At 61.1% G+C, this 23002-nt stretch carries 24 protein-coding genes and 3 pseudogenes; 8 read left to right on the forward strand and 19 right to left on the reverse strand.

The window, feature by feature from the left end:
• Positions 1-394: 394 nt before the first annotated feature.
• The 7 genes and pseudogenes from F6X40_RS42460 to F6X40_RS22415 form a co-directional block, all read right to left on the reverse strand.
• Positions 395-470, reverse strand: a pseudogene (locus F6X40_RS42460) (ShlB/FhaC/HecB family hemolysin secretion/activation protein); the annotation flags it as partial.
• Between the two features lie 2 nt (positions 471-472).
• Positions 473-1072, reverse strand: a complete 600-nt coding sequence (locus F6X40_RS22390; protein ID WP_262421507.1) for a TolC family protein — start codon at positions 1070-1072, stop codon at positions 473-475.
• Positions 1073-1256: 184 nt separating this feature from the next.
• Positions 1257-1865 carry a hypothetical protein gene (locus tag F6X40_RS22395; RefSeq protein ID WP_187629261.1) on the reverse strand — a complete coding sequence of 203 codons (609 nt, stop codon included), beginning with the start codon at positions 1863-1865 and terminating at the stop codon, positions 1257-1259.
• Positions 1866-2091: 226 nt separating this feature from the next.
• Entirely contained in the window at positions 2092-2817 is a 726-nt protein-coding gene (locus F6X40_RS22400; RefSeq protein ID WP_187629262.1) for a phytanoyl-CoA dioxygenase family protein, read from the reverse strand.
• Between the two features lie 349 nt (positions 2818-3166).
• The gene (locus tag F6X40_RS22405; RefSeq protein WP_167368803.1) at positions 3167-3316 is read right to left on the reverse strand and encodes a hypothetical protein; all 150 of its coding nucleotides are present in this window, start codon (positions 3314-3316) and stop codon (positions 3167-3169) included.
• Positions 3317-4096: 780 nt separating this feature from the next.
• A pseudogene (locus tag F6X40_RS22410) lies at positions 4097-4348 on the reverse strand (MFS transporter); the annotation flags it as partial.
• Between the two features lie 86 nt (positions 4349-4434).
• On the reverse strand, positions 4435-5394 hold the full coding sequence (locus F6X40_RS22415) for an MBL fold metallo-hydrolase (RefSeq protein ID WP_187629263.1): 960 nt from the start codon (positions 5392-5394) through the stop codon (positions 4435-4437).
• Positions 5395-5599: 205 nt separating this feature from the next.
• Here F6X40_RS22415 and F6X40_RS22420 point away from each other — a divergent pair, with 205 nt between their 5' ends.
• Both F6X40_RS22420 and F6X40_RS22425 read left to right on the forward strand, forming a co-directional pair.
• Positions 5600-6403: an IclR family transcriptional regulator gene (locus tag F6X40_RS22420; RefSeq protein ID WP_187629264.1), complete on the forward strand. Its 804-nt coding sequence runs from the start codon at positions 5600-5602 to the stop codon at positions 6401-6403.
• 5 nt (positions 6404-6408) lie between these two features.
• Entirely contained in the window at positions 6409-7263 is an 855-nt protein-coding gene (locus F6X40_RS22425) for an IclR family transcriptional regulator (RefSeq protein ID WP_187629265.1), read from the forward strand.
• A 10-nt stretch (positions 7264-7273) separates the two neighbouring features.
• Here F6X40_RS22425 and F6X40_RS22430 read toward each other — a convergent pair whose 3' ends face one another.
• Both F6X40_RS22430 and F6X40_RS22435 read right to left on the reverse strand, forming a co-directional pair.
• On the reverse strand, positions 7274-7465 hold the full coding sequence (locus F6X40_RS22430) for a DUF2783 domain-containing protein (RefSeq protein WP_013094246.1): 192 nt from the start codon (positions 7463-7465) through the stop codon (positions 7274-7276).
• A gap of 5 nt (positions 7466-7470) precedes the next feature.
• Entirely contained in the window at positions 7471-9156 is a 1686-nt protein-coding gene (locus F6X40_RS22435) for an FAD-dependent oxidoreductase (RefSeq protein WP_187629266.1), read from the reverse strand.
• A gap of 350 nt (positions 9157-9506) precedes the next feature.
• Here F6X40_RS22435 and F6X40_RS22440 point away from each other — a divergent pair, with 350 nt between their 5' ends.
• Entirely contained in the window at positions 9507-10661 is a 1155-nt protein-coding gene (locus F6X40_RS22440) for an SMP-30/gluconolactonase/LRE family protein (RefSeq protein ID WP_187629267.1), read from the forward strand.
• Between the two features lie 73 nt (positions 10662-10734).
• On the opposite strand, the gene F6X40_RS22445 is transcribed toward F6X40_RS22440, so the two are convergent.
• Both F6X40_RS22445 and F6X40_RS22450 read right to left on the reverse strand, forming a co-directional pair.
• A complete protein-coding gene (locus F6X40_RS22445; RefSeq protein ID WP_184073894.1) occupies positions 10735-11154 on the reverse strand; it encodes a DUF1810 domain-containing protein in 420 nt (139 codons plus the stop codon).
• Positions 11155-11262: 108 nt separating this feature from the next.
• Entirely contained in the window at positions 11263-12012 is a 750-nt protein-coding gene (locus F6X40_RS22450) for an NnrS family protein (RefSeq protein WP_410452447.1), read from the reverse strand.
• A 325-nt stretch (positions 12013-12337) separates the two neighbouring features.
• Here F6X40_RS22450 and F6X40_RS22455 point away from each other — a divergent pair, with 325 nt between their 5' ends.
• Positions 12338-12808: a ribonuclease gene (locus F6X40_RS22455; RefSeq protein WP_184039907.1), complete on the forward strand. Its 471-nt coding sequence runs from the start codon at positions 12338-12340 to the stop codon at positions 12806-12808.
• 473 nt (positions 12809-13281) lie between these two features.
• Positions 13282-14628, forward strand: coding sequence for an NAD(P)/FAD-dependent oxidoreductase (locus tag F6X40_RS22460; RefSeq protein ID WP_187629319.1), 1347 nt, complete (start codon positions 13282-13284; stop codon positions 14626-14628).
• 101 nt (positions 14629-14729) lie between these two features.
• Here F6X40_RS22460 and F6X40_RS22465 read toward each other — a convergent pair whose 3' ends face one another.
• Complete coding sequence (locus F6X40_RS22465) at positions 14730-14978, reverse strand: hypothetical protein (RefSeq protein ID WP_187629268.1); 249 nt, start codon at positions 14976-14978, stop codon at positions 14730-14732.
• A 2-nt stretch (positions 14979-14980) separates the two neighbouring features.
• Positions 14981-15571, reverse strand: coding sequence for a LysE family translocator (locus F6X40_RS22470; RefSeq protein WP_187629269.1), 591 nt, complete (start codon positions 15569-15571; stop codon positions 14981-14983).
• Between the two features lie 100 nt (positions 15572-15671).
• Here F6X40_RS22470 and F6X40_RS22475 point away from each other — a divergent pair, with 100 nt between their 5' ends.
• Complete coding sequence (locus tag F6X40_RS22475; protein WP_187629270.1) at positions 15672-16562, forward strand: LysR substrate-binding domain-containing protein; 891 nt, start codon at positions 15672-15674, stop codon at positions 16560-16562.
• Between the two features lie 89 nt (positions 16563-16651).
• On the opposite strand, the gene F6X40_RS22480 is transcribed toward F6X40_RS22475, so the two are convergent.
• Positions 16652-17542, reverse strand: a complete 891-nt coding sequence (locus tag F6X40_RS22480; RefSeq protein WP_184073855.1) for a LysR family transcriptional regulator — start codon at positions 17540-17542, stop codon at positions 16652-16654.
• Between the two features lie 121 nt (positions 17543-17663).
• Here F6X40_RS22480 and F6X40_RS22485 point away from each other — a divergent pair, with 121 nt between their 5' ends.
• Entirely contained in the window at positions 17664-18404 is a 741-nt protein-coding gene (locus F6X40_RS22485; protein WP_184055638.1) for an SDR family NAD(P)-dependent oxidoreductase, read from the forward strand.
• A gap of 36 nt (positions 18405-18440) precedes the next feature.
• Here the strand turns inward: F6X40_RS22485 and F6X40_RS22490 are convergent, their stop codons facing one another.
• Positions 18441-19190 (reverse strand): SDR family oxidoreductase, encoded by a 750-nt coding sequence (locus F6X40_RS22490; RefSeq protein WP_187629271.1) that lies wholly within the window; start codon positions 19188-19190, stop codon positions 18441-18443.
• 99 nt (positions 19191-19289) lie between these two features.
• Here F6X40_RS22490 and F6X40_RS22495 point away from each other — a divergent pair, with 99 nt between their 5' ends.
• Positions 19290-20204 carry an AraC family transcriptional regulator gene (locus F6X40_RS22495; RefSeq protein ID WP_184010480.1) on the forward strand — a complete coding sequence of 305 codons (915 nt, stop codon included), beginning with the start codon at positions 19290-19292 and terminating at the stop codon, positions 20202-20204.
• Between the two features lie 14 nt (positions 20205-20218).
• On the opposite strand, the gene F6X40_RS22500 is transcribed toward F6X40_RS22495, so the two are convergent.
• The 4 genes and pseudogenes from F6X40_RS22500 to F6X40_RS22515 form a co-directional block, all read right to left on the reverse strand.
• Positions 20219-20503, reverse strand: a complete 285-nt coding sequence (locus F6X40_RS22500; RefSeq protein ID WP_262421517.1) for a hypothetical protein — start codon at positions 20501-20503, stop codon at positions 20219-20221.
• 193 nt (positions 20504-20696) lie between these two features.
• A pseudogene (locus F6X40_RS22505) lies at positions 20697-20858 on the reverse strand (2-aminoethylphosphonate ABC transporter substrate-binding protein); the annotation flags it as partial.
• A gap of 153 nt (positions 20859-21011) precedes the next feature.
• The gene (locus F6X40_RS22510; RefSeq protein WP_187629272.1) at positions 21012-21422 is read right to left on the reverse strand and encodes a BON domain-containing protein; all 411 of its coding nucleotides are present in this window, start codon (positions 21420-21422) and stop codon (positions 21012-21014) included.
• Positions 21419-22939 carry a pyridoxal phosphate-dependent decarboxylase family protein gene (locus F6X40_RS22515; protein WP_187629273.1) on the reverse strand — a complete coding sequence of 507 codons (1521 nt, stop codon included), beginning with the start codon at positions 22937-22939 and terminating at the stop codon, positions 21419-21421. Before F6X40_RS22515 ends, F6X40_RS22510 begins: the two co-directional genes overlap by 4 nt.
• Positions 22940-23002 lie beyond the last annotated feature (63 nt).

A 23002-nucleotide genomic window follows, 5' to 3' on the forward strand; every position in this document is an offset into this window, starting at 1 on the left:
GGTGCGGGTGGGCATGCCTAGTGCTGCGGTTACGGGTTATGCGTTGGCGGCGTTACCAATGATCGACGCGAGGAGCCGAGATGAAACGATTCATATTGGCTGTGTTACTGCTTACGCCATTGATCTCCGGCGTGGCGGGTTGTCAGAAAGCGCACCAGGCCGGCAACGACAGCACGAGTGCGGGTGGTGCGAAGATGGGTGTTGCGGCGTCGGGGGATGGGGCTTCTGCGGGGGCGCGGCAGTAGCGGCCGTCAACGTCAGCCCGCCAAGCACAAGCGGTCCCGCAAGAAGGGAGCAGCGAGATCCGTGCTGCTCAAATGGACGTTGCTCCCCGCCAGGCAACTTGAACTGGTTGCTCCGTACAGGTATTCAGAATTGAGCAGTTTCAGGCGTCGACCGTTGCGCCAGAAGAAACCGCGTTCGGCCGCGAGCATCGTTTCGCCGTCGAAGCCGCGCACCGTATGGCGGCTTATCATTCATCCCCAACGCTGTTCATGTCAAGGCGGCCGAGCCTCGATGCCAGTTGCAGTTTCGCATTGTGCCAGTCAGCGAGCGTCTGAACGCGCCGTTGCTGAGCCGTGGCAAGCGATGTCTGCGTGTTCAGTACTTCGAGGATGTTCCCCACACCTACCCGGTAGCGATGCTCAGCGGCGTCGAATGAGCGTCGGGCAATCGCGAGCGCCGTCTCGCTATGCATCGCATTTCGCGTGGCAGTGCGCAGCGTCTGATAACCCGCCCAGACATCAAGCGCCACCTGCTGCTGTGTTTCCGCGGCCGCGTCGCGTTGACGTTCTGCTTCAGCCTCGGCTTGCCGGATCTGGTAATGCCGCCCGAACCCTTCGAAAAACGGAATACTTACCTGCACGCCGATGTAGGCATCACGCCCGGTTGCCGGAAACGTTTGAACACCCAGACCCAGGCTCGTCGGTTGGTTGTTGCGGCTGTACTTCGCAATGAGACTGACGTTCGGTAACCCTTGCGCACGTGTCTGGGCGATGGCGGCGTTCGCGGACTCGAACTGCGCCTGCGCCGCCAGCACGCGCGGGTGCGCCCGTTTGACATCGTCGATCATCGCCGCGACCGAGCGGCTAAAGGTCTCGTCGGGACTGGCATTCTCCGTGACGGAGAGCACAGCAAGCGGTACGTTCGGGTTAAGCCCCATGTCTGAGGCCAGCGTGCCCAGCGCCGTCTGCGTGTCTCCTTCGGCCTTCGTGAGATTGAATACCGCGTCGTCGTGCTGGGTCTTCTGTTGGCATTTACACGTCCTCCTTTGACAGTTTTTTCTTCAGGCGATAGGCGTTCAGAGTGCTGATCGCCCACAACACACCGGCGATCGAATACATCACCATGAGCGCTTTCCAAGGGTAACGACGGGCACGCCGCAGCGAATCCTGCAGGCGCTGTTGCGGGATCAGGTCTATGCCGCCGGGCGTACGAATTACGAGAGGCCAGTACGATCCCTTGCCGTTCTCAAGCAGGAATCCCTCGGCGTACACATGAACTGGCGGCTTGGTCCGGGCCAGCGCTTCGAGACCGATGCTGTCCATCACGTAGCGGCCAGTTACATAGTGCCGGCCATCGTCGGTCTCGAAGTCCACATAGGGCACGCTCCGGATACCGAACTGGGTGAACTTGTGGACAAACCTGCCAGTCCCCCTGATCAGCGGCGCTTCCGGCGGCAGCGAACCAGAGAATTGGGCGTCAAAAAGTTGAAAGATGAACGGCGTCCCAATGGTCCAGACGAGCGCCAAATTCAGGATGCAGGATTTCCACTTGTAGCCCTTGCCAACGACTTCCGGGCTACCTTTGAAGAGCAACCAGAACGCTTTGAGCCAGGTGATCTGTGTTCGCGTCTGACCGCTCATTTCATGGTTCCTCTGTGAGCGATGATGTCGACGCTGCGCGAAGTGTTTCGATTCATTAATTAAATGCGCGATGCATTTCCAGGCTCGCGAAATTTGGCCGAAATGAGGCGTTGTAAATATTGAAACTTTGTTATCGTTGGGACGATATGACGCTCTGAAAGTATTGCCAGGATGCGCAAACGAGACTCAATGACGCTTGCTCTTTGTCGTTGCAACGTGGAGAGTTTCAGATTGAGCGCCCCCCCGCCTTTCCAAAAAGATCGTAGTGTTGAATACCTGAAACGAACCTGCTCTCCTTCACGGCTCGTGCCACGTCCGGATATTTGGTGAGATACGCTTTCTCGAAGCGGGCGCGCTCAAACGCTTCCTCTGGAACGTCCTGGATGGGCCGATCAATCCAGAATCCGCACGACATGGGGTGCAATTTCAGATCGAGGTTCGTCGCGTCGTCGGCAGAGAAATAGTGGAAGACGAGCGACTTGCGCGTGCGCGACGGGTCCGCGATCGGACCACCGCCATGCAGCAGGTTGGCGTGCCAGATCAATACGTCACCTTTTCTTGCCGAGAAGGTTTTCTTCTCAAAGCCATGCCGCTCCACCTCGGCGTCCATATACGCATGCCACTTTGGCATTTCATCAGGTACAAAGTGGGGCGTACCGTTGCTGAAAATCATCTGCTCGATTTTATGACTACCTGGGTAGTATTCCAGTTGCCCTGCATCCACGTGCGCGTCTTCAAGCGCAACCCAGATAGCGATCAGGTGATCGGGAGTTGTCGGAGTCATGTAAATCGAGTCGACGTGGGCGGGTTGTTGACTGCCTTTTTCGAAGTAGAGACTGTTACAGAGTGCAGGCAAGTGGCCCAATAGATCCCGAAGAATCGGAGCGATCCGCTCTGACAGTGCAAGTTCGCGAACTCCAGCCATATCGAGATAGAGATCGTTGATCTTCATCCGTCGCGTCGCGATTTTTCCTGCGGTGTCAGCAAACCCAGGAAACTACGTTCTCCTGTGTCTAGCAGGTCCACTGTCACATTCATCGGTCGATCGAGCTTACGCTCTGTGATCGAATCGACAACCTCATCTATCTGTTCTGGCGAATAGAAACTGGGAAGGATGGCGAAGCCGCTTTCGTCAAAATGTTTGTTTTAGAAGATAACTCACAAATACTCTCAATTATTTACGACTGACCTTTTGACTACGCGGGCGGAAGTCTGCACCGTCTCAATTTTCGTGGCTCCCATCCTGACCGTCTCTATTACGTGGCGCTGCACAATTTAAATCATGGCATGCAAATTGACAATTATTGAGATAGCGACGAAGCAGGCGGTGACGCCGGCACCTTGACCATACCCGTGTGGTCTTCGATATGGCTCGCGGTGATTGCGTTGCCTTCGATATCGATCACCGTACAGGTCGCGAGCAGGCAACAGAGCAGCGCGAAACGATGCATTTCACGCGGCGCTAACGGTATTGGGTGCAATGAGTCGGCTCAGGAATTCACCGGTACGTGAAGTTGACCCGCACACAAAAGCAGCACGGTATGGGCAGGCGCGAGGCGTTTCAGCTCGCACTAAAGTACGTTGTTTCGCCTATGCGGAGAAGGGCGTGGCGAACGCACCGACGAAGCTCAGGTTGCTGACGGTGAGGGTGGTTGCATCAACCTGCCAGATAAAATCTCAGTCATCGTCGGCAAAAAGTGAGCAGAATGCCGCGCCAAACTGCGAGGGAGCAAACTGCCGAGTCGTGATGGCGTAGCCGGTCGCCGCGGCGACGGCTGCGTATAGGCAACGGACTGGCCGCCCGTCGCAATGTGCCGTGCGACGACCTCTGCGACACCTTAGGCTACGGTGGGCGCGGAATCGGCGCAGGGATCGGGAAGGCCCAAGGGTGGCTTCACGCTCCGGTAGCAGTTCAAACGTCGAAGCGGGAAAAGCATCGGTGGGCAGAAACGCTGCGCATGCATCGAGCGTGGCGCAGGTGAGAGTCAGCCCGCGCAGCACTGCAGTCTGTGTCGTCACGACTTCGCGGAGCCACACACGTCCGCGCGGCAGCAGCAGTTGCAGCACGTCCTGGTAGTCGGATACCCTGTGCTCAGGGCCGGCACGTCAAACCCAGGTCAACACGCCCGCAACAGGTAGCTCGCCAGTGCCGGGGGTGATGCTTGCTGCCAGCGGCATTTGAGGTCCGTCTGAAAAGCACTGGAATACTAGGTATATATTCGACTATGTATGCTCGGCACTTCGCACAGCACATAGACGAGATAGAACACGGCCGCGCTGAGTCCATACATCGCGTCGCTGAAGCTGAACTCATGCTTCATCTGCAATTGCGCGAAGCCGATATTGATCCGGTCCACAACGGACGCGACATAGCAAAGAAAGAGAAACGGCACGACGCGCCACGCGACCTTCTTGAACATCGAATCGTCACTCGCGACGGGCGCGGCGCAGCCGATCGCGTTGCCATCGAGGGAATGCTGCATGTCGCGCTCCGCGTGCGGAGCGCGCCTTCATGGTCTAAACGGAAGTGAGGAAAGACCGGACGGCCTTTCCCGAGTGCGTGGCGCGATCAATTCTGCAGCGCGTCCCACATTTCCTTGTCGCGCTGCGCGGTCCAGATGCGCGGATGGCTGATGCCGCTCGCTTCGTCGTAGGCTCGCGACACGTCGAACGGCAGGCAATGCTCGTAGATGAAGACGTTGCCGAACTTCGGGTCCATTGCCTTGCGCGTGAGCGCCATCGCGCCCTTCAGATCGAGCTTGTCCCTGAATGCGTCACGGCCCGCCTGCAACAGCATGGTGACGAAGTCTTTCGTGTAATCGAGGCCCTTGTTCACTTCCGCCGGCGACAGCAGCGCGGGGCCGCGACCCGGCACCAGCTTCTCCGCGTTCAGGTCGCGCAGTGCTTCGAGCGTCGTCGGCCATTGTTCGAGTTGCGCGTCGCCGCAATAGCAGGCCGCTTCATACTCGACCAGGTCGCCGGAGAACAGCACCTTCTGCGACGGCAGCCAGACGACCGTGTCACCCTTCGTGTGGCCGGAGCCGAGATGCGCGATGCGCACTTCGAGCTTGCCGAGAAAGAGCGTCATTTCCTTTTCGAAAACCAGCGTCGGCCACGTCAGACCGGGCACCGTTTCGACGCCTGCAAAAAGACGCGGGAAGCGTTCGATCTCCGACTTCATATCGGCTTCGCCGCGCTCGACGATCATTTCGTAGGTGCCGCGGCTGGCGATCACCTGCTGTGCCCCTTCCTTGAAGTACGCCGACGCACCCAGCACACGCACCGCGTGATAGTGCGACAGCACGACGTATTTGATCGGCTTGTCGGTGACGCTGCGGATCTTCGCGATCAGGTCTTGCGCCATGGCCGGCGTGGCGGTGGTGTCGACGATCAGCACGCCGTCGTCGCCGATGATCACGCCGGAGTTGGGGTCGCCCTCGGCCGTATACGCATACGCGTTTTCCGACAATTGGGTCCACGTGATCTTCTTCTCTTCCAGGTCGGCCTGGGATGCGAAAGCCTTCGCCATGTCTGTCTCCGTCTCACGACTCGTTGGGGGATGACTAATAGTCGTCGTCACGCTGATATTTGTCAATGACAAAATACCTTGTCATTCACTAAGCTAGGGTAAACTCCGTTGGTTGGTCGGCACGGTCCGATCGGATACCATCTAGGCCTTCCACGGGCGACAGCGGACGGGCCGAATCTCCTTCGGGTCAAGGGCGGACAACACGATGGCTGATACGACAAGCGAAAAGAAACAGCGGGGGATTCAGAGCGTCGAGGTCGGCGGACGTCTGCTGCAGGCGCTGGCGCGACAGCGCGAACCGCTCGGGCTGACCGAACTGGCCGGCGAGGCGCAACTGTCGTCGGCGCAGGCGCATACCTATCTCGTGAGCCTGACGCGCCTCGGCCTCGTCAAGCGCGATGCCCTGACCGGCAACTACGAGCCGGGGCCGCTGTCGTTGCGGCTTGGCCTCATGCATATCGAACAGCAGCCGGTCTATCGCATCGCGGCTACCCACGCGGCGTCGCTCGCGGAGCGGATCGGTCTTAGCGTGGCGATCTGCGTGGCGGGCGTGCAGGGCCCGACCATAGTCCGATACGAGCGCAGCGGTGCGCCGCTGCATGTCAATCTGCACATCGGCACGGTGATGTCGCTCGAAGCGACATCGACGGGCCGCGTATTCTGCGCGTTCTGCGCGCCCGAGCAGGTCGCGCAAATGGCGCGAAACCAGGCGCATTCGGCGGACCCGACGCCGGCGCGCGGCCGCGCCGCCAAAGGGCCGACTAGCACGGAGTGGCGCAAACGCTTCGATGAGATCCGCGCGCGCGGCATCGAGCGAGGAATCGATGCGCCGAGTCCGGGCATCAGCAGTCTGAGCGTGCCGGTGTTCGATGGCGATCAACGGATGCAACTCGCGTTGACGGCGATCGGCTCGTCGGGCTCGATCGAAGTCGCGTGGGATGGTGTGGTCGCGCGTCAGTTGCTCGAAACTTCCCGACGTATCACCGAAGCGCTGGTCACACCCAACTGAGAATCATGCAGATCGAAACCCCGGACGCGTCCGACGCGAACACGCCCCAACTCAACGACACGAAAGCTCAGCGCGGAATCAGCGCGCTCGACAACACAGGCGAACTCCTGCTGGCACTCGTTGCCGCCGGCCGTCCGCTGTCGCTGCGCGATCTGGCCGCGGCCGCCGATATGCCCGCCGCCAAGGCGTTTCCGCATCTGGTGAGTCTGCTCAAGGTCGGCTTGCTGAGCCGCGACGACGCCGGTCTTTTCAGTGCGGGACCGCTCGGCATGGAGCTCGGCCTGATCGCATTGCAGCGCATGTCGCCGATTCGCGATGCCGAACCGGAGATCGTCACGCTTGCGGCGGAGTCCGGCATGAGCGTCGCGGTGGCGATTCTTGGACCTTTGGGTCCTACGGTAATCCGCTTCGAAGAATCGGCGAGACCACAACACGTGAGCCTGCGCGTGGGCACCGTGATGTCGCTCGTCAACACGGCGATAGGGCGCGTGTTCGCCGCGCATCTTGCGGACGACGTATTGGTCGGGCTGTTGTCGCAGGAATCGATCAGACTCGCGGGCGCGCCGGTGGCGGAAGTGCTCGTGGCGCCGAAAAAGGGCCCGCCGTCGTTGGCCCCGGCCTATCTGGCACGTCGTGCGAAGGTTGTGAGCGACGGCATCGATGACGCACTCGATGCGCCGGTGCCGGGCATCGGCGCGTTGGCCGCGCCCGTGTTCGATCATACGGGCAGCGTCAGTCTGGTGGTCGCGGTGATCGGTCCGTCGGGCGGCTTCGATTTCAGCACGCACGGCACGACCGCACAGAGGCTGCTCGCCACGACACGACGGCTGTCGTGGCGGTTCGGCTGGGTCGGGCGCTGAGCCTGGGTCGTCAATCCGCGCGCGCCAGCGCCAGCGCTTCGAGCAGCACGTCGGCATCGCCGATGTGGTTCGCGAGCAGCAGCACGAGCTTTGCGTTCATGAAATGGCTTTGCTCGTCGGTCAGTCCATTGTGCGCGTCGATGAGCTTTTCATAGAACGCATCGGGATCGGCCATATTCGTTTCGATGTTCAGCTTGGTCATGATGGTTATCCGTTGCAGGTTGCGCGGTCCACGGCCTTGGCGACCGATGCGGTGTCGAGGGCGCGCCAGCGCGCGCAGACGTGCTGGTCCGGACGCAGCAGATAAAAGGTGCCGGGCCGCGCATCGAAGCGATGCGTGACGATGCCTTCGACGTCCTCGATCACCGTGACGTGATGCATCTCCGGCAGCGCGGTCGCGGCCGCGCCACGCGGCACGACGATCAACGAGTGAACCGGCACCGCGAGGCATGCGAGCGCGCGAAGCCGTTCGGCGCATTTCGTCAGGTCGTCTCCCGGGCCGCAGAAGTGCACGCCCGTGAAGCCGCCATGTCCGGTTTGATTCAGGAACCAGGCGTCTTCGCCAGCGAGCTTGACCGGCGCGTCGGTGCTGGCCGCGCCGGGCACCATCGCACCGGTGAACGCGTCGGCGTCGGGCGTGTTCAGGGGCGAGTCGCGCAGCACCGCCGGCACCGACAGACGGCCGCTGTTGACGATGCGCCGCGCGAACGGACACTCTTTCGCGAGCTTAAGCGTGGCATCGCGGAACATCCGCGAAACCGCGCTTTTCGGCGTGATGAAGTCGGTGGCGCGCGATGAGTTCAGGATGTTTTCGTCCGCCGCATACTCGCGCTCGGATGCATAGGTATCGAGCAGCGCCGGCGGCGCGTCGCCGTTGACGACGAGCCGCAGCTTCCAGGCGAGATTGTCGGCATCCTGCACGCCGCTATTCGCGCCGCGCGCGCCGAACGGCGACACGCCATGCGCCGAATCGCCCGCGAACAGCACGCGGCCATGCCGGAAACTGTCCATCCGCAAACACGAAAACGTGTAGACGCTGACCCATTCGAGCTCGAACCCGGCATCGTCGCCGAGCAGCGCCTTTACGCGCGGAATTACTTTTTCAGGCTGTTTTTCGGCGACCGGATCGGCGTCCCAGCCGAGCTGGAAATCGATGCGCCAGACGTTGTCGGGCTGCCTGTGCAGCAGTACGGATTGATTGCGATGGAAGGGCGGATCGAACCAGAACCAGCGTTCGGTCGGAAACGGCGCCTTCATTTTCACATCCGCGATCAGGAAGCGGTCCTTGAAGGTGCGACCATAACTGTCGAGACCGAGCGCCTTGCGCACCGCGCTGCGCGCGCCGTCGGCGGCGACCACGTATTGCGCGCGCATCGGATAAATGCCGTCGGGCGTTTCGACCCGCAACTCGACGTGGTCGTCTTGCTGGGTCACACCGATCACATTGCTTTTCCAGCGCATCTGCAGATTCGCGGTTCGCTTCGCCTCGTCTACCAGATAGCCCTCGACGTAGTACTGCTGCAGATTGATGAATGCCGGGCGCGCGTGGCCTGTCTCGGGCAGCAGGTTGAACGTATAGATCAGTTCATCCTGCAGGAACACCTTGCCGACGTTCCAGCTCACGCCTTTGTCGACCATCTGCTTGCCGCAGCCGAGCCGATCGAAAATTTCCAGCGTCCGCTTCGCAAAACAGATTGCGCGCGAACCGCTCGACAGCGTGTCGTCATTGTCTAGCAGCACGGTGCGAACGCCCTGCTGGGCCAGATCGATGGCCGCTGACAACCCGACCGGGCCAGCGCCGATCACCACGACCGGATAGGTGAGCGGTGCACCGGCATCGTGGTCGGCGGCTCGCTCGTAGTCGAACCGCATCGTTTGGTAGTCGATCTGCATGGCGTCTCCGGGTTCTGCGGGATGTCTTTTATTAATCTATAGCAAGCAGTATTGCTCCTTGCTAATATTAGCCATTCTATAAAGCTTTTTGAGCGATCGAATCTGTATTTACCCTGGTGCGGTTCCATTGCACGCAAACCCGGCAACGAATATCCCGGCGAATCGCACTTTCGACAACGTCGAGGAAGCGCACGCCGCGCTAGAGGAGCGTCGGCAGGCAGGGAAGACGGCGGTCGAGATCGGCTGAAGGCAGACGCGTAGCGCGCCGCCGAGCATTGAAACGTCGGGTTGACCTTGGCAAGTGGCATTCGTGATACGTTAGCTGGCACAAGCAGCGATGGAGACCACCCATGCTGATTCCTCTGCTGTTACTTGTGGGGCTTCTTTGGTGGATGTTCGCGATCCATCCGGGGCATGCGGCGCTCGAGCGACTTCGTGCGATGATGGAATTTGCCCGCTTGGACTTCAAACATTTTCCGAAGCTTGCCCCGCGATCGACTGCCCGGTCTGCGATTGCCCTGGCTCTTTACGCCATCGCTTGCGCGATCAGCACAGACAACCTTGGCCTCGCGCAGGCTCAAGCACAGCCGCCGTCGTTCGAGAGCTTCGCCGTCCCGGCCGGCAGCGCACCGCATGACGTCGCACCGGCGCATGACGGCACCGTGTGGTACACCGCGCAGGCGCGGGGAGCGGTCGGGCGACTGGACCCGCGCAGCGGCAAAACCGACATGATCGCGCTCGGCGCCGGATCGGCGCCACATGGCGTGATCGTCGGCCCCGATCGCGCGGTGTGGGTCACTGACGGCGGCCAGAACGCAATCGTGCGTATCGATCCGAAGACGCTCGCCGTCACGCGTTTTCCGCTACCCAAGGACCGGCCGGACGCCAATCTGAATACCGCCGTGTTCGACAAACAGGGGCATCTGTGGTTTACGGGGCAAAGTGGTATCTACGGCGAACTCGATCCGCAGCGATCGCGCATGCGCGTCTTTGATGCCCCACGCGGCGCCGGGCCCTACGGTATCTGCGTGACCCGCTCCGGGGATCTGTATTTCGCTTCGCTGGCGGGAAATTACGTAGGTCGCATTGACCCGACCACGGGCGCGGCACAGGTCATCGAGCCACCAACGTCGAATCAGGGCGCGCGCCGCGTCTGGGCCGATTCAAGGGGGCGCATCTGGGTCAGCGAGTGGAACGCCGGAAAAGTCGGCGTGTACGATCCTGGCACGCATCATTGGCGCGAATGGCGACTGCCCGGCAACGATCCGCACGCGTATGCAATATTCGTCGACGACCAGGACATCGTCTGGCTCAGCGAATGGAGCGCTAATGCGCTAGTGCGCTTCGATCCGCGTGCCGAGCGGTTCGACGTGTTGCCGCTGCCGCGTGACCACGCGAACGTGCGTCAGATGATGGGTCGTCCGGGCGAGGTCTGGCTGTCCGAATCCGGCACGGATCACCTGCTGCTCTTTCGATCCCGTGCAGCCGATGTGAGCGGGCAGTGACCACGCACTGCACCGGGAGCGGAATTGCGCGGTCCGCTGCGCCCCGCGTGCGCGGGACCGCTACCAAAATGGTCTAGAGCAGCTGGAGGGTCCGCGGATCGGCTTCTCCGCCGAAATACTTGCGCAAAGCTTCGACGAATACGTCGTTGTCGTTCGTGGCGCGCGCGAACAAGGTGACCGACGAGCGAAACTTCAGGTCATCCGGATACCCGAATATTTCCTCGACGGAGCGGTCGCTAACGAGGTTGACTAGGTGCGTCGTTTCGCGCAGCCGTGGGCCGAGTATCGGGTGGCGCAGATAGGCTTGCGCTTCATCCAGCGACGAAAGCGCGAATCGCTGAGCCATTGCGCTGGTTCCGAGCCCCTCGATTTGAGGAAACACGAACCACATCCAGTGGCTTCGCTTACGTCCGTGCCTCAGTTCATCGCATACCTGGTCGTAGACCGGCTCTTGTGCATCGAGGAAGCGCTGAAGATCATAGGGATCGTCCATTTCGTACTCCGCTGCAGGTGTGGAAACCATCGTTAAACCACGATTCTCGCGCGCATGCAGGCACGGGTCTACGATGGATCTTCGCGCCGAACCGACCATGGAAGAGACTTAAGTAGCCTCACGAGCCTTGCTCGCTGCAACGGAGTCAGCCCTTGTGTAGCGCTCAGTTGCTGAACCCGTGCGCGCCAGTAGACACCTGAGCCGTAGCCCATGAATGGCCGCCGCCGCGGCGGCCGCAGCAACGATTGCTGCCCACGGCGCACCAAGCGCGTCCAGCAGAAACGCGAGCAGCGTCACCGGAATGACGGTCGCTTCGACGAATCGCCAGCGTCTCGCGCTAAAACCCGGACCGGCATTGGCAGTAAGCGACGGAATGATGCGCCCCCCGATGATCGTCACGAACAGAACGAGCATACCGACCGCGAGCCACGCACTGCGCAGCGCCCGGTCGCCGTGACCATGCGTTGCCCGCACATGGAAGAGGGCATTGAGAAGCGCGAGCAATCCGACTGCGACCGGCAGAAAGACGTTGTGGCGATTCTTCGCCTGCAGGAGCACGCGCAGCAGAACAAGCGCAACCACGGGCAGAAACGCCACGTTCACGACGACGCCGACCGGACCCGAACCGCGCCACATCAAGATCCGGCCCGCGAGCCAAAGAGGCAACAGTGCCGCGAGACCGGCGCCATGCGCGGGATTCGTGCCGGTCCACGCGCGAACCGCTGTCAGCAGAAATCCCGCGACGATCGCGGCGCCAAATCCAAAGATCATTTCGTGAACGTGCCACAGCTTTCCCGACATATAGGACGCGGAGTCCAGCAGCAACGACCCTGCCAGCGCGCCGAGCCAGAGCAGCATGGCAATACTGCCGAACAGAGCACCGGCCAGATAGAAAGGCCTGAATCAGAGCGCCCACAGAGCGATGCGCGGCGATGTGTCGACTTGATCTGATTCGATCCTGATGGTCCGCTTCATGACTGCTCCAAACGGCAACTAGCCGTTGATTTATCTTATGCGCAGGCCCTTTTCGCCGCATGCGACGAATGTTCGCGATAGGGGAAACGGCTGGATTCCGATCGCGTGCAGACTATTTCCGATCGAACGTTGATTCGCTCCGTCATTAGCGATACCTTTACGTCTATCCAGGTCGTCGGGTGCTGGTCAACGAAGGGAGAACCGTTTCGTGAAGAGAGCGTGGGCTGTCTCCTGCATCGTCGCATTGAGCGCGATCTTCGGCGGATGCGGCAAGCAGGGACCGCAAAGCGCCACCGAGGCATCGGGCGCATCCGCGAGCTCGGCGCCGGTTCAGCCAGCACAGGGTGCGAGCGATGCAACCGCTGCATCAGGCGCCCAAGGAACGGGCGCGCTGGTCACCGTCACCAAGGCGCAGTTGCCGGCGGAGGCGGCCGAAACTCTGCGACTGATCAAAGCGGGCGGCCCCTTCCCGTTTAGCGATGACGGCGTCTTGTTTCGTAACAGTGCGGCTTTGCTGCCGAAGCATCCGCGCGGTTACTACCACACCTATACGGTTCGCACACCAGGCGCGACGGATCGCGGGCAGCGTCGGATCGTATGTGGTGGGCCGCGCAAGCAAACCGGCGAGTGCTATTACACCGACGATTACTACGCCAGCTTCAAGCGCATTGGAGAATAAAGACGTCGTGCCATTGAGGCCCACAACGATGAGATACCTGCCGACAGCATCAATCCATCGACCAAAAGTGTGAACGTCGATGGCTTCATCCTGATCACCACAGATCTGGCGAAGAACGACCCCCAGCCGTCAGCGCGGCACCTACGATCATCCCTTTGACGATCACGCCGAGTGGAAGGGCGCCGAACTGCGTTCAGCAGTACGTTGGAGCGCCTGGCCATCGCGGCGAGCCGACTGCGCCGAAGTGAAGTCGCGCGTCGGGTCTTGGGGCTCGTGCGTGTGAACCTGGAGGGGTTTCCAGACAGTGCGAGTACGCCGTTGAGGGCGAGGTCAGTAGGAGATCTCTCAATCAGAAAACCTGAAGGCAACCATCAGAACTATGAGATTTTCCTGCTGTCGGGCTTCTGCGATAGTTGTTCTCAACCATTGTGTTGGATTTCCGTACCGCGCGTCGTCGACCTGGGAGAATCTGCATGCATCGTTTTGTGATCGTGGGAGGAGGGGCGGGTGGCATCGAACTCGCAACGAGGCTAGGCGATCGTTATGGTGGTCGGCGAAGCGGGGCGCAACGTGCCTCCATTACGTTGATCGACCGCAACCCGACGCATATCTGGAAGCCCCTGTTGCACGAGGTCGCAGCGGGAAGTCTGGACCCATTCGCACAGGAACTGGCGTACGCCGCGCAAGCCCAGTGGCACGGCTTCCAGTTCATCCAGGGCGAACTTGTCGGACTGGATCGTGGCTCGAGGCACGTCCTGCTTTCGCCACTGCTCGATGACGACGGAACCGAACTGGTACCGCCGCGCCGAATCGGGTACGACTCGTTGATTCTTGCCATCGGTAGTACGACGCATTACTTCGGCGTGCCGGGCGCGGCGGAAAATTCTCTCGCGCTTGACAACGTCGCTCAAGCGGAACGCTTCAGAAAGCGCCTGATTGCAGCTTGCATTCGCGCCGAACAACAACGAGACGCCGGTGAGCGGAGTGCATGTGGAGTGCCCGTCGATCACGCGCCTCGTGTCCAGGTCGCGATCGTTGGCGGGGGCGCTACGGGCGTGGAATTGTCCGCCGAATTGCGCAATACGGCGAAGGTACTTTCATCATACGGCTTGCATCGGCTCGACCCCACACACGACGTCGGGATCGTGCTCATTGAAGCTGGGCCGCGGATTCTGCCGGCGTTGAAAGAACGCGTGTCCACCGCCGCTGCCGGACTGCTGGGCAAACTCAATGTCAAGTTGATGGTCGACGAGCGGGTCGCGGAGGTCGCGCCCGGACTCATCCGCACGAAAAACGGCAAGACGATACGTGCGGATCTCACGGTGTGGGCCGCGGGCATCAAGGCACCCGCGGTGCTTTCAACGCTCGATGGGCTGACAGTCAATCATCTGGGGCAACTCAGTGTGCGTCGCACGCTTCAAACGGATCTTGACGACCATATATTCGCATTCGGCGATTGCGCGGCCTGTCCATGGTTGGGTTTCGAGCGCAATGTTCCACCGCGCGCCCAGGCGGCTCATCAGCAGGCATCGTTTTTAGTCAAGGCACTTGGGCGACGCATCGAGGGGCAAAAGCTTCCGGAGTTTGCCTATCGCGATCTCGGCTCGCTAGTGTCGCTCGGGCACGCGAATGCGGTAGGGAGTCTGATGGGAGGTCTTATCGGCGGCAGCATGCTCGTGGACGGACTGCTTGCTCGCTTCATGTATTTGTCGCTGTATCGGATGCACGTTGCAGCGCTGCATGGCTATGCACGCATGATCGTCAATACCCTCGCGCATCGGCTCCGTCGAAGCACCGCGCCGCACGTCAAACTGCACTGAGCACCATTTCGCTTTGGATGGCGAAAGGGTCTGGCCGCCACAAGTCAATCAACCGGTTCTAAACCCTGGAAGACGGAGGGAACGCTATGAACAGCTCCGATCTATCGCCTTTGGATCGTCCTCTTCAACGGTGATTGCACGTTCCCCGTATGCTTTATCTGCACGGGCTCGATCAGCACGATCCAGCATTCGTCGTGCTCGTGGTCGTGCCCCACGAGCTGCCCGCGCACTTTCGCGACCTTCACGTACTGATCGTTGACCTGTGCGACAGCTTTCGGCGACCAATGATCCGACACATCGGCGAACGCGGCTTCAAGGTCGAACGATTCGGCGAACGGATGGGAAGACATGCTTATCTCCAGGTCGGAATGAGGGAGGCGGCGAGCAGCACACCCATCGCGAGATTGAGAATGCGCCAGTGGCGCGGCGTCCGAAACAGCCGCGCGAACAGCACGCCGAGCGCACACCACAGCGCGAGCGACGCGCATGCAGTCACCCCGAACGCTGCACCGAGCAGCATCGCGAGGCGGTTCGGATTGTTTGCGAGCAGCGCGAAAGACGCCGCCGCGCTAACCGTCATCGCCCAGCCTTTCGGGTTGAGCCAGAGCAGCAGGAAACCGTTGACGAGCGAAACCGGGCGCACGGGGCCATTGCTCGCGTTTGGCGGCCCGCTGCGCGCGATGCGCCACGCGAGCCACAGCAGATACGCGGAGCCGAGTGTCCTCACTGCCGTTTGCAGCGACGGCAGCGTGAGAAGCAGACCGCCAAGCCCCAGTGCGGCGAGCGCAGCGAGCAAGGCGAGGCCCATAGCGATGCCGAGCATCAGCGGTATCGAGCGTACGAAGCCGAAGCGTGCGCCTGAGGCGGCGGCGAGCGTGGTCGCGCCGCCGGGCGTCACGGTCGCGACGGCGACGAAGAGCAGAAGCGGCAGAATCGAGGTCATCGGTGCACAATCGGATCATTGAATTCGCACTGTACGGATCGTCAAAGCAACGTGAAAGCTAATAATATTGATGCGGTACATTACGCCGCATAATGCATAGATGAGCCGAAATCTCGACCTCGATCTGATCCGCACCTTCGTTGCCGTCGCCAATAGCGGCAGCATGACGGTCGCCGCGAATCTGCTGCACATGACGCAAGGCGCCGTGAGCCAACAGGTGAAGCGCCTCGAAGATGTGCTGGATTGCCTTCTGTTCGTTCGCAAGACGCGCCGGCTGGAACTGTCGCGCCAAGGCGAGCAGTTTCTCGTGAAGGCGCGCAAGCTGCTGCGGCTGAACGATGAAATCTGGGCCGACATGACCGGCCAGCCGTTGCGCGGCGCCTTGCGTGTGGGCGTGCCTTACGATCTCGTGACGCGGCTCGCGCCCGCGATGAAGGCATTCGCCGAGGCGCATCCGCACGTCGAGATTTCGTTGGTGTGCGCGGCGTCGCCAGAGCTGAGCGAAGCGGTGAATAACGGTCGCGTTGACGTGTCGTTGGTCGAATGTGTCGCAAACGAAGCCGAAGGTGAAGTGGTCTGCATCGAGCCGTTGGTGTGGGTCAAGGGGCGCGGCAGTGATGCATGGCAGAAGCGACCGTTGCCGCTGTCGATGGTAGACGAGCGTTGTGCTTTCCGTCCGGTGGTGCTCGGCGCGCTCGCGGACGAGGGCATTGCGTGGCGCACGGTGTTCGAGAGCGGAAACATCGAGGCGACCGCCGCAACGGTGCGCGCGGGCCTCGCGATCACGGCCTGGCTCGCCTCCACGGTGCCGGCCGATCTGGAGACGCTCACGTTTCGAGTCAGCGGCTTGCCTGCACTGCCTCCGTTCGCGATCTGTCTGCGATTGCCCGCGACGGTTCAGCCAGCGGCACAGGAATTCGCGCGCCATGTGCGGGATTCGATGTCGAGCGACGCAGGCACTCGACGCGCGCCGCTCGCGAACATTGCGTGACGGACGGCGTTTGAAGTGCGCGCCGGAATCGACTGATTCAGACGCACGCAGTGCCGCCAGCCAGCTTTTAGTTCACGGACGTCGCGATCCTACAAGCGCTGCGGAAGCGCAGCCGAAAAATACTCAGTCACCCGGCGCACGCGCGCAGGCACGAAACGACGCCTCGGCCAGATGATGCTTACATCACGGGCGTCGCGAATGAAGTCGTCCAGCACGGTCACAATGTCGGGATGCTTGAGTTCGTCGGCGAGCGAGAGCTTCGCGAAGAGGCCGATTCCCACACCCGCGAGCACGGCCGATCGTATTGTCTCGACGCTATTCGACGACAGGTTGCCTCGCACCGGTACGCTGAATCGGCCTCGTGGCCCATGAAACGGCCAGTTTGCCGACTCCATCAGGCCGCCGTAGAGCAGGCAATTGTGATTGGCGAGTTCGGTAGGATCCTTCGGTACACCGTATTGCTCGAAATAGCGACGCGATCCGACGCAGACCAGCGGGGTGCTCGCAATCCGCTTCACGACCGAATCCGGATCGTTGACGGAGCCCACTCGAATCGCGAGATCGATTCGATCCTCGACCATATCGCGTACGAAATCCGACAACACGAGATCGACCCGCAGACCAGGATAGCGCGACAGCAGCTCGGGAATGAGCGGAACAACGTGCAGGCGACCGAACGTAGAGGCAGAGGCGATCCGGACAAGCCCCGAGACATCCAGCGTGCTGCTGGTCAGTTCGCTGTCGGCTACCTCAATCTCGTCCAGCAACGGCTTGGTGCGTTCGTAGTATTTCTGCCCCTGATCCGTCAGGGTCACGCTGCGTGTGCTTCGGTTGAATAGCAGCACGCCCAGGCGCTTTTCCAGCGCGCCGATCGACTTACTGATCGCGGACTGTGACTCGCCGGTTCTGCGCGCCGCGGCGGAAAAGCCACCCGCTTCAACGACGGCGAAGAAGGCGTTCAATTCGTGAAACCGATCCATTGTATTTCTCTCGTGCGATCTATTCTCTCGGTGAATGGATCTTATGATAAATCCGCCGATTATCATTCGCAGTGGCCGCAATTACGATGTCACTTCCATTCACCAACAGGCAGAAGCTTCAATGTCTACTCTCACAGGGAAGATCGCCGTGATTAGCGGCGGAACGACGGGTATCGGCCTGGCGATCGCCAGGCGATTCGTCGCCGAAGGTGCTCACGTCTTTATCTTCGGTCGGCGCCAAGGCCAGCTCGACGAGGCCGTCAAACTGCTCGGACGCAACGTTACCGCGCTTCAGGCCGACGCCGCGAATCTCGATGACCTCGACCGTGTCGCTGCGGCAGTCAGGGACGAAAAAGGTGTCGTCGACATCATCGTGTCGAACGCGGGCTTTACCGAGCAGGCTTCGATCGACACCATCACGCCCGAGCATTTCGACAAGGCATTCAACCTCATGGCGCGCGGCCCGGTATTTCTGGTGCAGAAGCTGCTGCCGATGATGACAGGTGGTGGGTCGATCATCCTGGTTTCGTCGGCCATGCACGTCATGGGCATCCCTGGTCATACCGCCTACGCGGCGACCAAGGCCGCGTTGCGTTCCTATGCCCGCACCTGGGCCGCCGAATTCAAGGATCGCGGCATTCGCGTCAACATGCTGAGCCCCGGTGTCACCGACACCCCGATTCTCGACTCCCAGTCGGCGACACGCGAGGATCTGGTGAGCATGTACAAGAGCATGGTCCCGATCGGTCGACTCGCCCGCGCCGAGGAGATGGCCAGCGCGGCGCTCTTTCTCGCCTCCGAACAGAGTTCCTATATGACGGGCGCGGATTTGATGAATGACGGCGGCATCGGCCAGGTCTGAGGCCCGAGGCTCTCACCTCCGCGATTTTTACTCGTGCTATTTAGCGGCCGCGTTGTACCACTCGACCGCGTCCTCGCCGGCGGGGATGTGGAACGGGCTCGATGAATCGGTCGCTGCGAGCCAAACCGCTTCGGCGACATCCGATGCGTGCGTGACGGCCGTTTCTTTCTGCCAGTTTGCGAAAATCTGCTCCACGAGCGCGCCGTACGGCTCGGCGAATCCGTCTTTCATACGTGCCTGCGCGTTCTCGCCGAAGCGGGTGGAAGGCGCGCGTCCCGGCAGCACGACACGCACGCGCACATTGAACTGCTCCAGTTCGAGCGCGAGCGATTCGCTGAACGCGTTGACCGCGGACTTGCTCGCGGTGTAGACCGACAGCAAATGCAGCGGTCTGCAGGTGACGGTCGACGTCACATTGATGACCACACCTTCGCGGCGCTCGCGGAACTGCGGCAACACGGCCTGCGCCATCGCGATGGTACCGAGCGTATTGGTCTCGAAGATATCGCGCACGGTGTCCATCGGCGTTCCTTCGAGCGCGTTCAGAAAGCCGATACCCGCATTGTTGACGAGCACGTCGATCCGACCGGCGGCCTCGATGACGGCGCGAATGCTTTGCGGGTCCTTCACGTCGAGGGCGAGAATCGAAAGACGATCGGAGCGCGGCAAGACGTCTTCGCGTGGCGCGCGCATCGTGGCGATAACGCGCCAGTCGCGATCCAGAAAATAACGCGCGATTTCGAGGCCAAAGCCGGACGAGCAACCGATAATCAAGACGGTCTCCATGTCGAATCCTGTGGTTGGTGACAGTCCCAACACAATAAGTCCTGACCACCCGGACTCGCTACAATTGAGCGTCCAGGTTTCATTCGAAATCGTCCGATCATGATCGACCCGCTCGCCGAAATCGTCACATTGCTGAAGCCGACGCCCACGTTCTCGAAAGTGCTGAGCGGCGCCGGGCGCTGGCGCGCGAGCCGCACGGAAGTCGGCCAGCCGTTCTATTGCGTGGTGCTCGAAGGTTCCTTCCGTCTATCCGTCAATGGTTGCGAGCCGCTCATTCTTCAGGCCGATGACTTCGTGCTCGTGCCCGAAGTTTTTAGCTTCACGATGACGAGCATCAACCCGCCCGACGATGACGACGTCTCCGATATCGCGCCTGCGGCACTGCCCGACGGCAGCTTTCGTTTCGGCGATGCATCGGTCGCGCCAGAAGCCCAATGGCTTGCGGGCCTCTGCGCGTTCGGTTCGCCGGATGCGGCCTTGCTTGTCTCGCTCTTGCCCAAGCTCGCGCACGTGCGCGGTGAACCCAGGCTGGCGACGCTCGTCAAGCTCGTGAGGGAAGAATCGCGCGCGCAGCGGCCCGCGCGCGAGGTCGTGCTGGCGCGACTGCTCGAGGTGCTCTTCATTGAAGCGTTGCGAGCCACGGGGACGGGGGCGTCGCCCGGACTCGTCCGCGGCCTCGCCGACGCCCGTCTCGCGCTCGCCATCCGTCATATGCACGAGAGTCCGCACAAGCCCTGGACGATCGCACAACTCGCAAAAACCGCCGCGCTTTCACGGTCCTCTTTCTTCGATCGATTCAGCCGCGCAGTCGGCGTGGCACCGATGGAGTATCTGTTGTCGTGGCGCATGGCCGTCGCCAGGAGCCTGCTGCGCCGGAACGAAGTCAGCATCGCGGTGATCGCGGAGCGTGTCGGTTACGGCTCGGCGAGCGCATTCAGCGTCGCGTTCACGCGTCATGTCGGGCTGCCGCCCACGCAGTACGCTCGAGACGCAGCGAATGTCGTCGCTCGATAGCGTCGTGTTTTGCCTCATGCGACCTGCGCATCGCCATCGATAGCTGCCTCGCGCTCGAGCAGCGGATAAGCGAGGGCACAGATGTGCGACTGGATCCGCACGAGGTCGCGCAGCAGGTCGAGATGCACTGAGCTTGACGCGATGCTGTCGGGCTTGCCCTCGCGCAGGCGGTCGAGATGAGAATCCCGTGCGACGCGTTCGAGACGCCGCAGCGCCTGTTTGTCCTCGAGCAACTGCGCCGCAGTCTGCATCCTTCCCGACACGAGCAGCGCCTGAGCACGGTGAAAACTGTCGATCACTATGGTGCAGCGCGCGCAGATCCTCGGCGCCTTCAGCCGAAAAGCTCACCTGCGCCTTGATCTTTTTCTGCGCCAGTTCCATCAGATTCTTGTCGACGATATCGCCCATCCGGATCAATTCGCGGCCGGCCTGTCCCGGCGTCGAGTACTGGATCTTCTGCCTGAACTGCGGCGCGAGCAGGTCTGCGTAGGTTTTGGGCGGGCTCTTCAGCACCGCCGAGTTGTAGATGAAGCTCGGGTAGTTGCCGACCATCGCGTAGTACAGGCCTTTCGGATCCTTGTCGTGCGTCTCGATCTTGTCGGCGGCCGCCGGCGAGTAGGACTGCAACAGGCCGTCAGCTGCGGCTTTCTGCATGAAGGGCTAAATGCAGCGAGCGGAGGCGAGAACGACCCCGAAATCAGGTTTTCGCGCAACAGTCGCGCGTTGCGCCTTCGTGGAGCTTCAGGTCGATCCGGAGATTCTCACTAGAGCATCGTCTACGCCGAAGTGATGAAAATAACATCGAGCCTATCCGGCCGATGCCGCGAGACGTTGCTCAATGCTTGCTGCATCGCTCTTTCGCACTGTCAATCTGTTTGTCACCGCCTTGACTCCCAGCACTGATCTCGATGCATTGCCAGCGCGCGAGATCTGCCAGCTTTCCGGCACCGACCCGGTGAGCGTGACGACGCCGTGGCTCGCCCTGATGTGAATCTCTGAATCATCCATATCCGGTACACGCCTGAGGGCGCGGCGAACGTCACGAACTATCGAAGTATCCGGCCTGGGTCGAGGCGGCGAGCTTGAGGCCGCCACCCTTTGTGCGACCGCGCCGGCCGTCGCGCTCATACCTTGTTGCGCGTTCGCATAGGCCGCGCCACTCGCGATGGCCGCAATTAACATTGCGCCGATTATTCTGCTCGCATTGCTTATGTTCATGCTGGCTCCTTTGGGTTCTGCCAACCTTGCAAAATCCGCTGTCCGTGTCGAACGATTTCTTTGACCAGCAGATCCAGGTCGTCCTTGCGGGTTCGGTGGTTGCAAATCGCGACCCTGAGGCAATGCACGCCGTGCACCGTTGTGTCGGACAAGGCCGCGATGCCAGCTTCCTGAAGCTGCAACATGATCTCGATGTTGAGCGCCTTCAATGCTGCCTCTTCCATCTCCTCCGGTCGATATCTGAAGCATACGATGTTGATGCTGGTTGGCACGACCAACTCGAGGTGTCGCTCGGAGTCGATGAGGTCACCGAGGTAGCGAGCCTGCGCGATGTTTTGGTCGATCAGACGGCCGAACTTCTCGACTCCATGCTCTTTTAGAGCCATCCAGACTTTTAGCGCACGGAAACCTCTGGACATCTGCAATCCATACTCGTAGAGCCAGGGGGCCGAAGCAATTCCGCGCGCTGTTGGTTGCAGATATTCCGGTGTCACCGCGAATGCGCCTCGATGCGCCGCGGCGTCGCGAACGAGGGCGCAGCCGACCTCAAACGGAGCGTGCAGCCACTTGTGAGGATCGAGGGCGATCGAATCAGCGCGTGCAATGCCCGCGACGCGATATGAATTGTCGGGTGCGATCGCAAGCAGCGCGCCGATGCATCCGTCTACGTGTAACCAGACGTTCTCTTCAGCGGCCAGATCCGCCAGCGCCATCAGATCGTCGATCGCACCTGTATTGACTGTCCCCGCCGTTGCGATCACGCAAGCAGGCTGAAATCCCGCTGACCGGTCCTCTGCGATCGCAATCCGCAGAGCGGCGACGTCGATTCTCAGCGCCGCGTCTGTCGGGATCCGCCGCAACGCCGTGTTTCCCAGGCCTAGCGACTCCATCGCCTTACGATGGCAGCTATGCATCTGATCCGAGCCATAAAATCGCAACGGTCGGTCGATGGCGGCTACACCATGCTCGCGCACGTCGATTCCAGCCTTCGAATTGCGTGCCACTGTCAGGGCAATGATATTTGCCATCGAGCCGCCGCTGACCAATGTGCCGCTCGCCGAAACTGGAAAGCCAACCATCTCCTTGCACCAGTTGACGACTTGCTGATCCATCAAAGCCGCCGCATGATTGCCGCCACCCAGATTGGAACCCTGAATTGCCGCCAGGAAGTCTCCCAGTGCGCCGGTGAAGTTGCTTGCCCCCATATACCAGGACCAGAAGCGAGGATGTACGTTGCCCAGTGGATAGGGCATCAAATTCTCGCCAAGCTCGTGATAAATACTTTCCACTGGTGACGCCGAGCGTGGCAGCGCCTGCTCGAATAAGGCCTTGGCGCTCTCGGGCATGCTTCGCCACACTGGCCGGCTGCGCACGTCGCGCAGGTAGTCGACCGCATCGTCGACGATGCGGTGCGAGAGTGTCCGCAGCGCAGTCCAATCGTCCGGATCGAGCGTTTCCTCGGAACGCGGCTGAACGCCGTGCATAGGGAGCAAACCGGCTGCGTCGTTCTTCTCCATCTCGGCACCTGTCGGGTTCGAGGTTGAGCAAACAAGAATAGCCCCAAGAGGAGGCAAGATCGG

The organism is Paraburkholderia sp. UCT31 (assembly GCF_014397655.1).
In the GTDB taxonomy this organism is placed as follows: domain Bacteria; phylum Pseudomonadota; class Gammaproteobacteria; order Burkholderiales; family Burkholderiaceae; genus Paraburkholderia; species Paraburkholderia tuberum.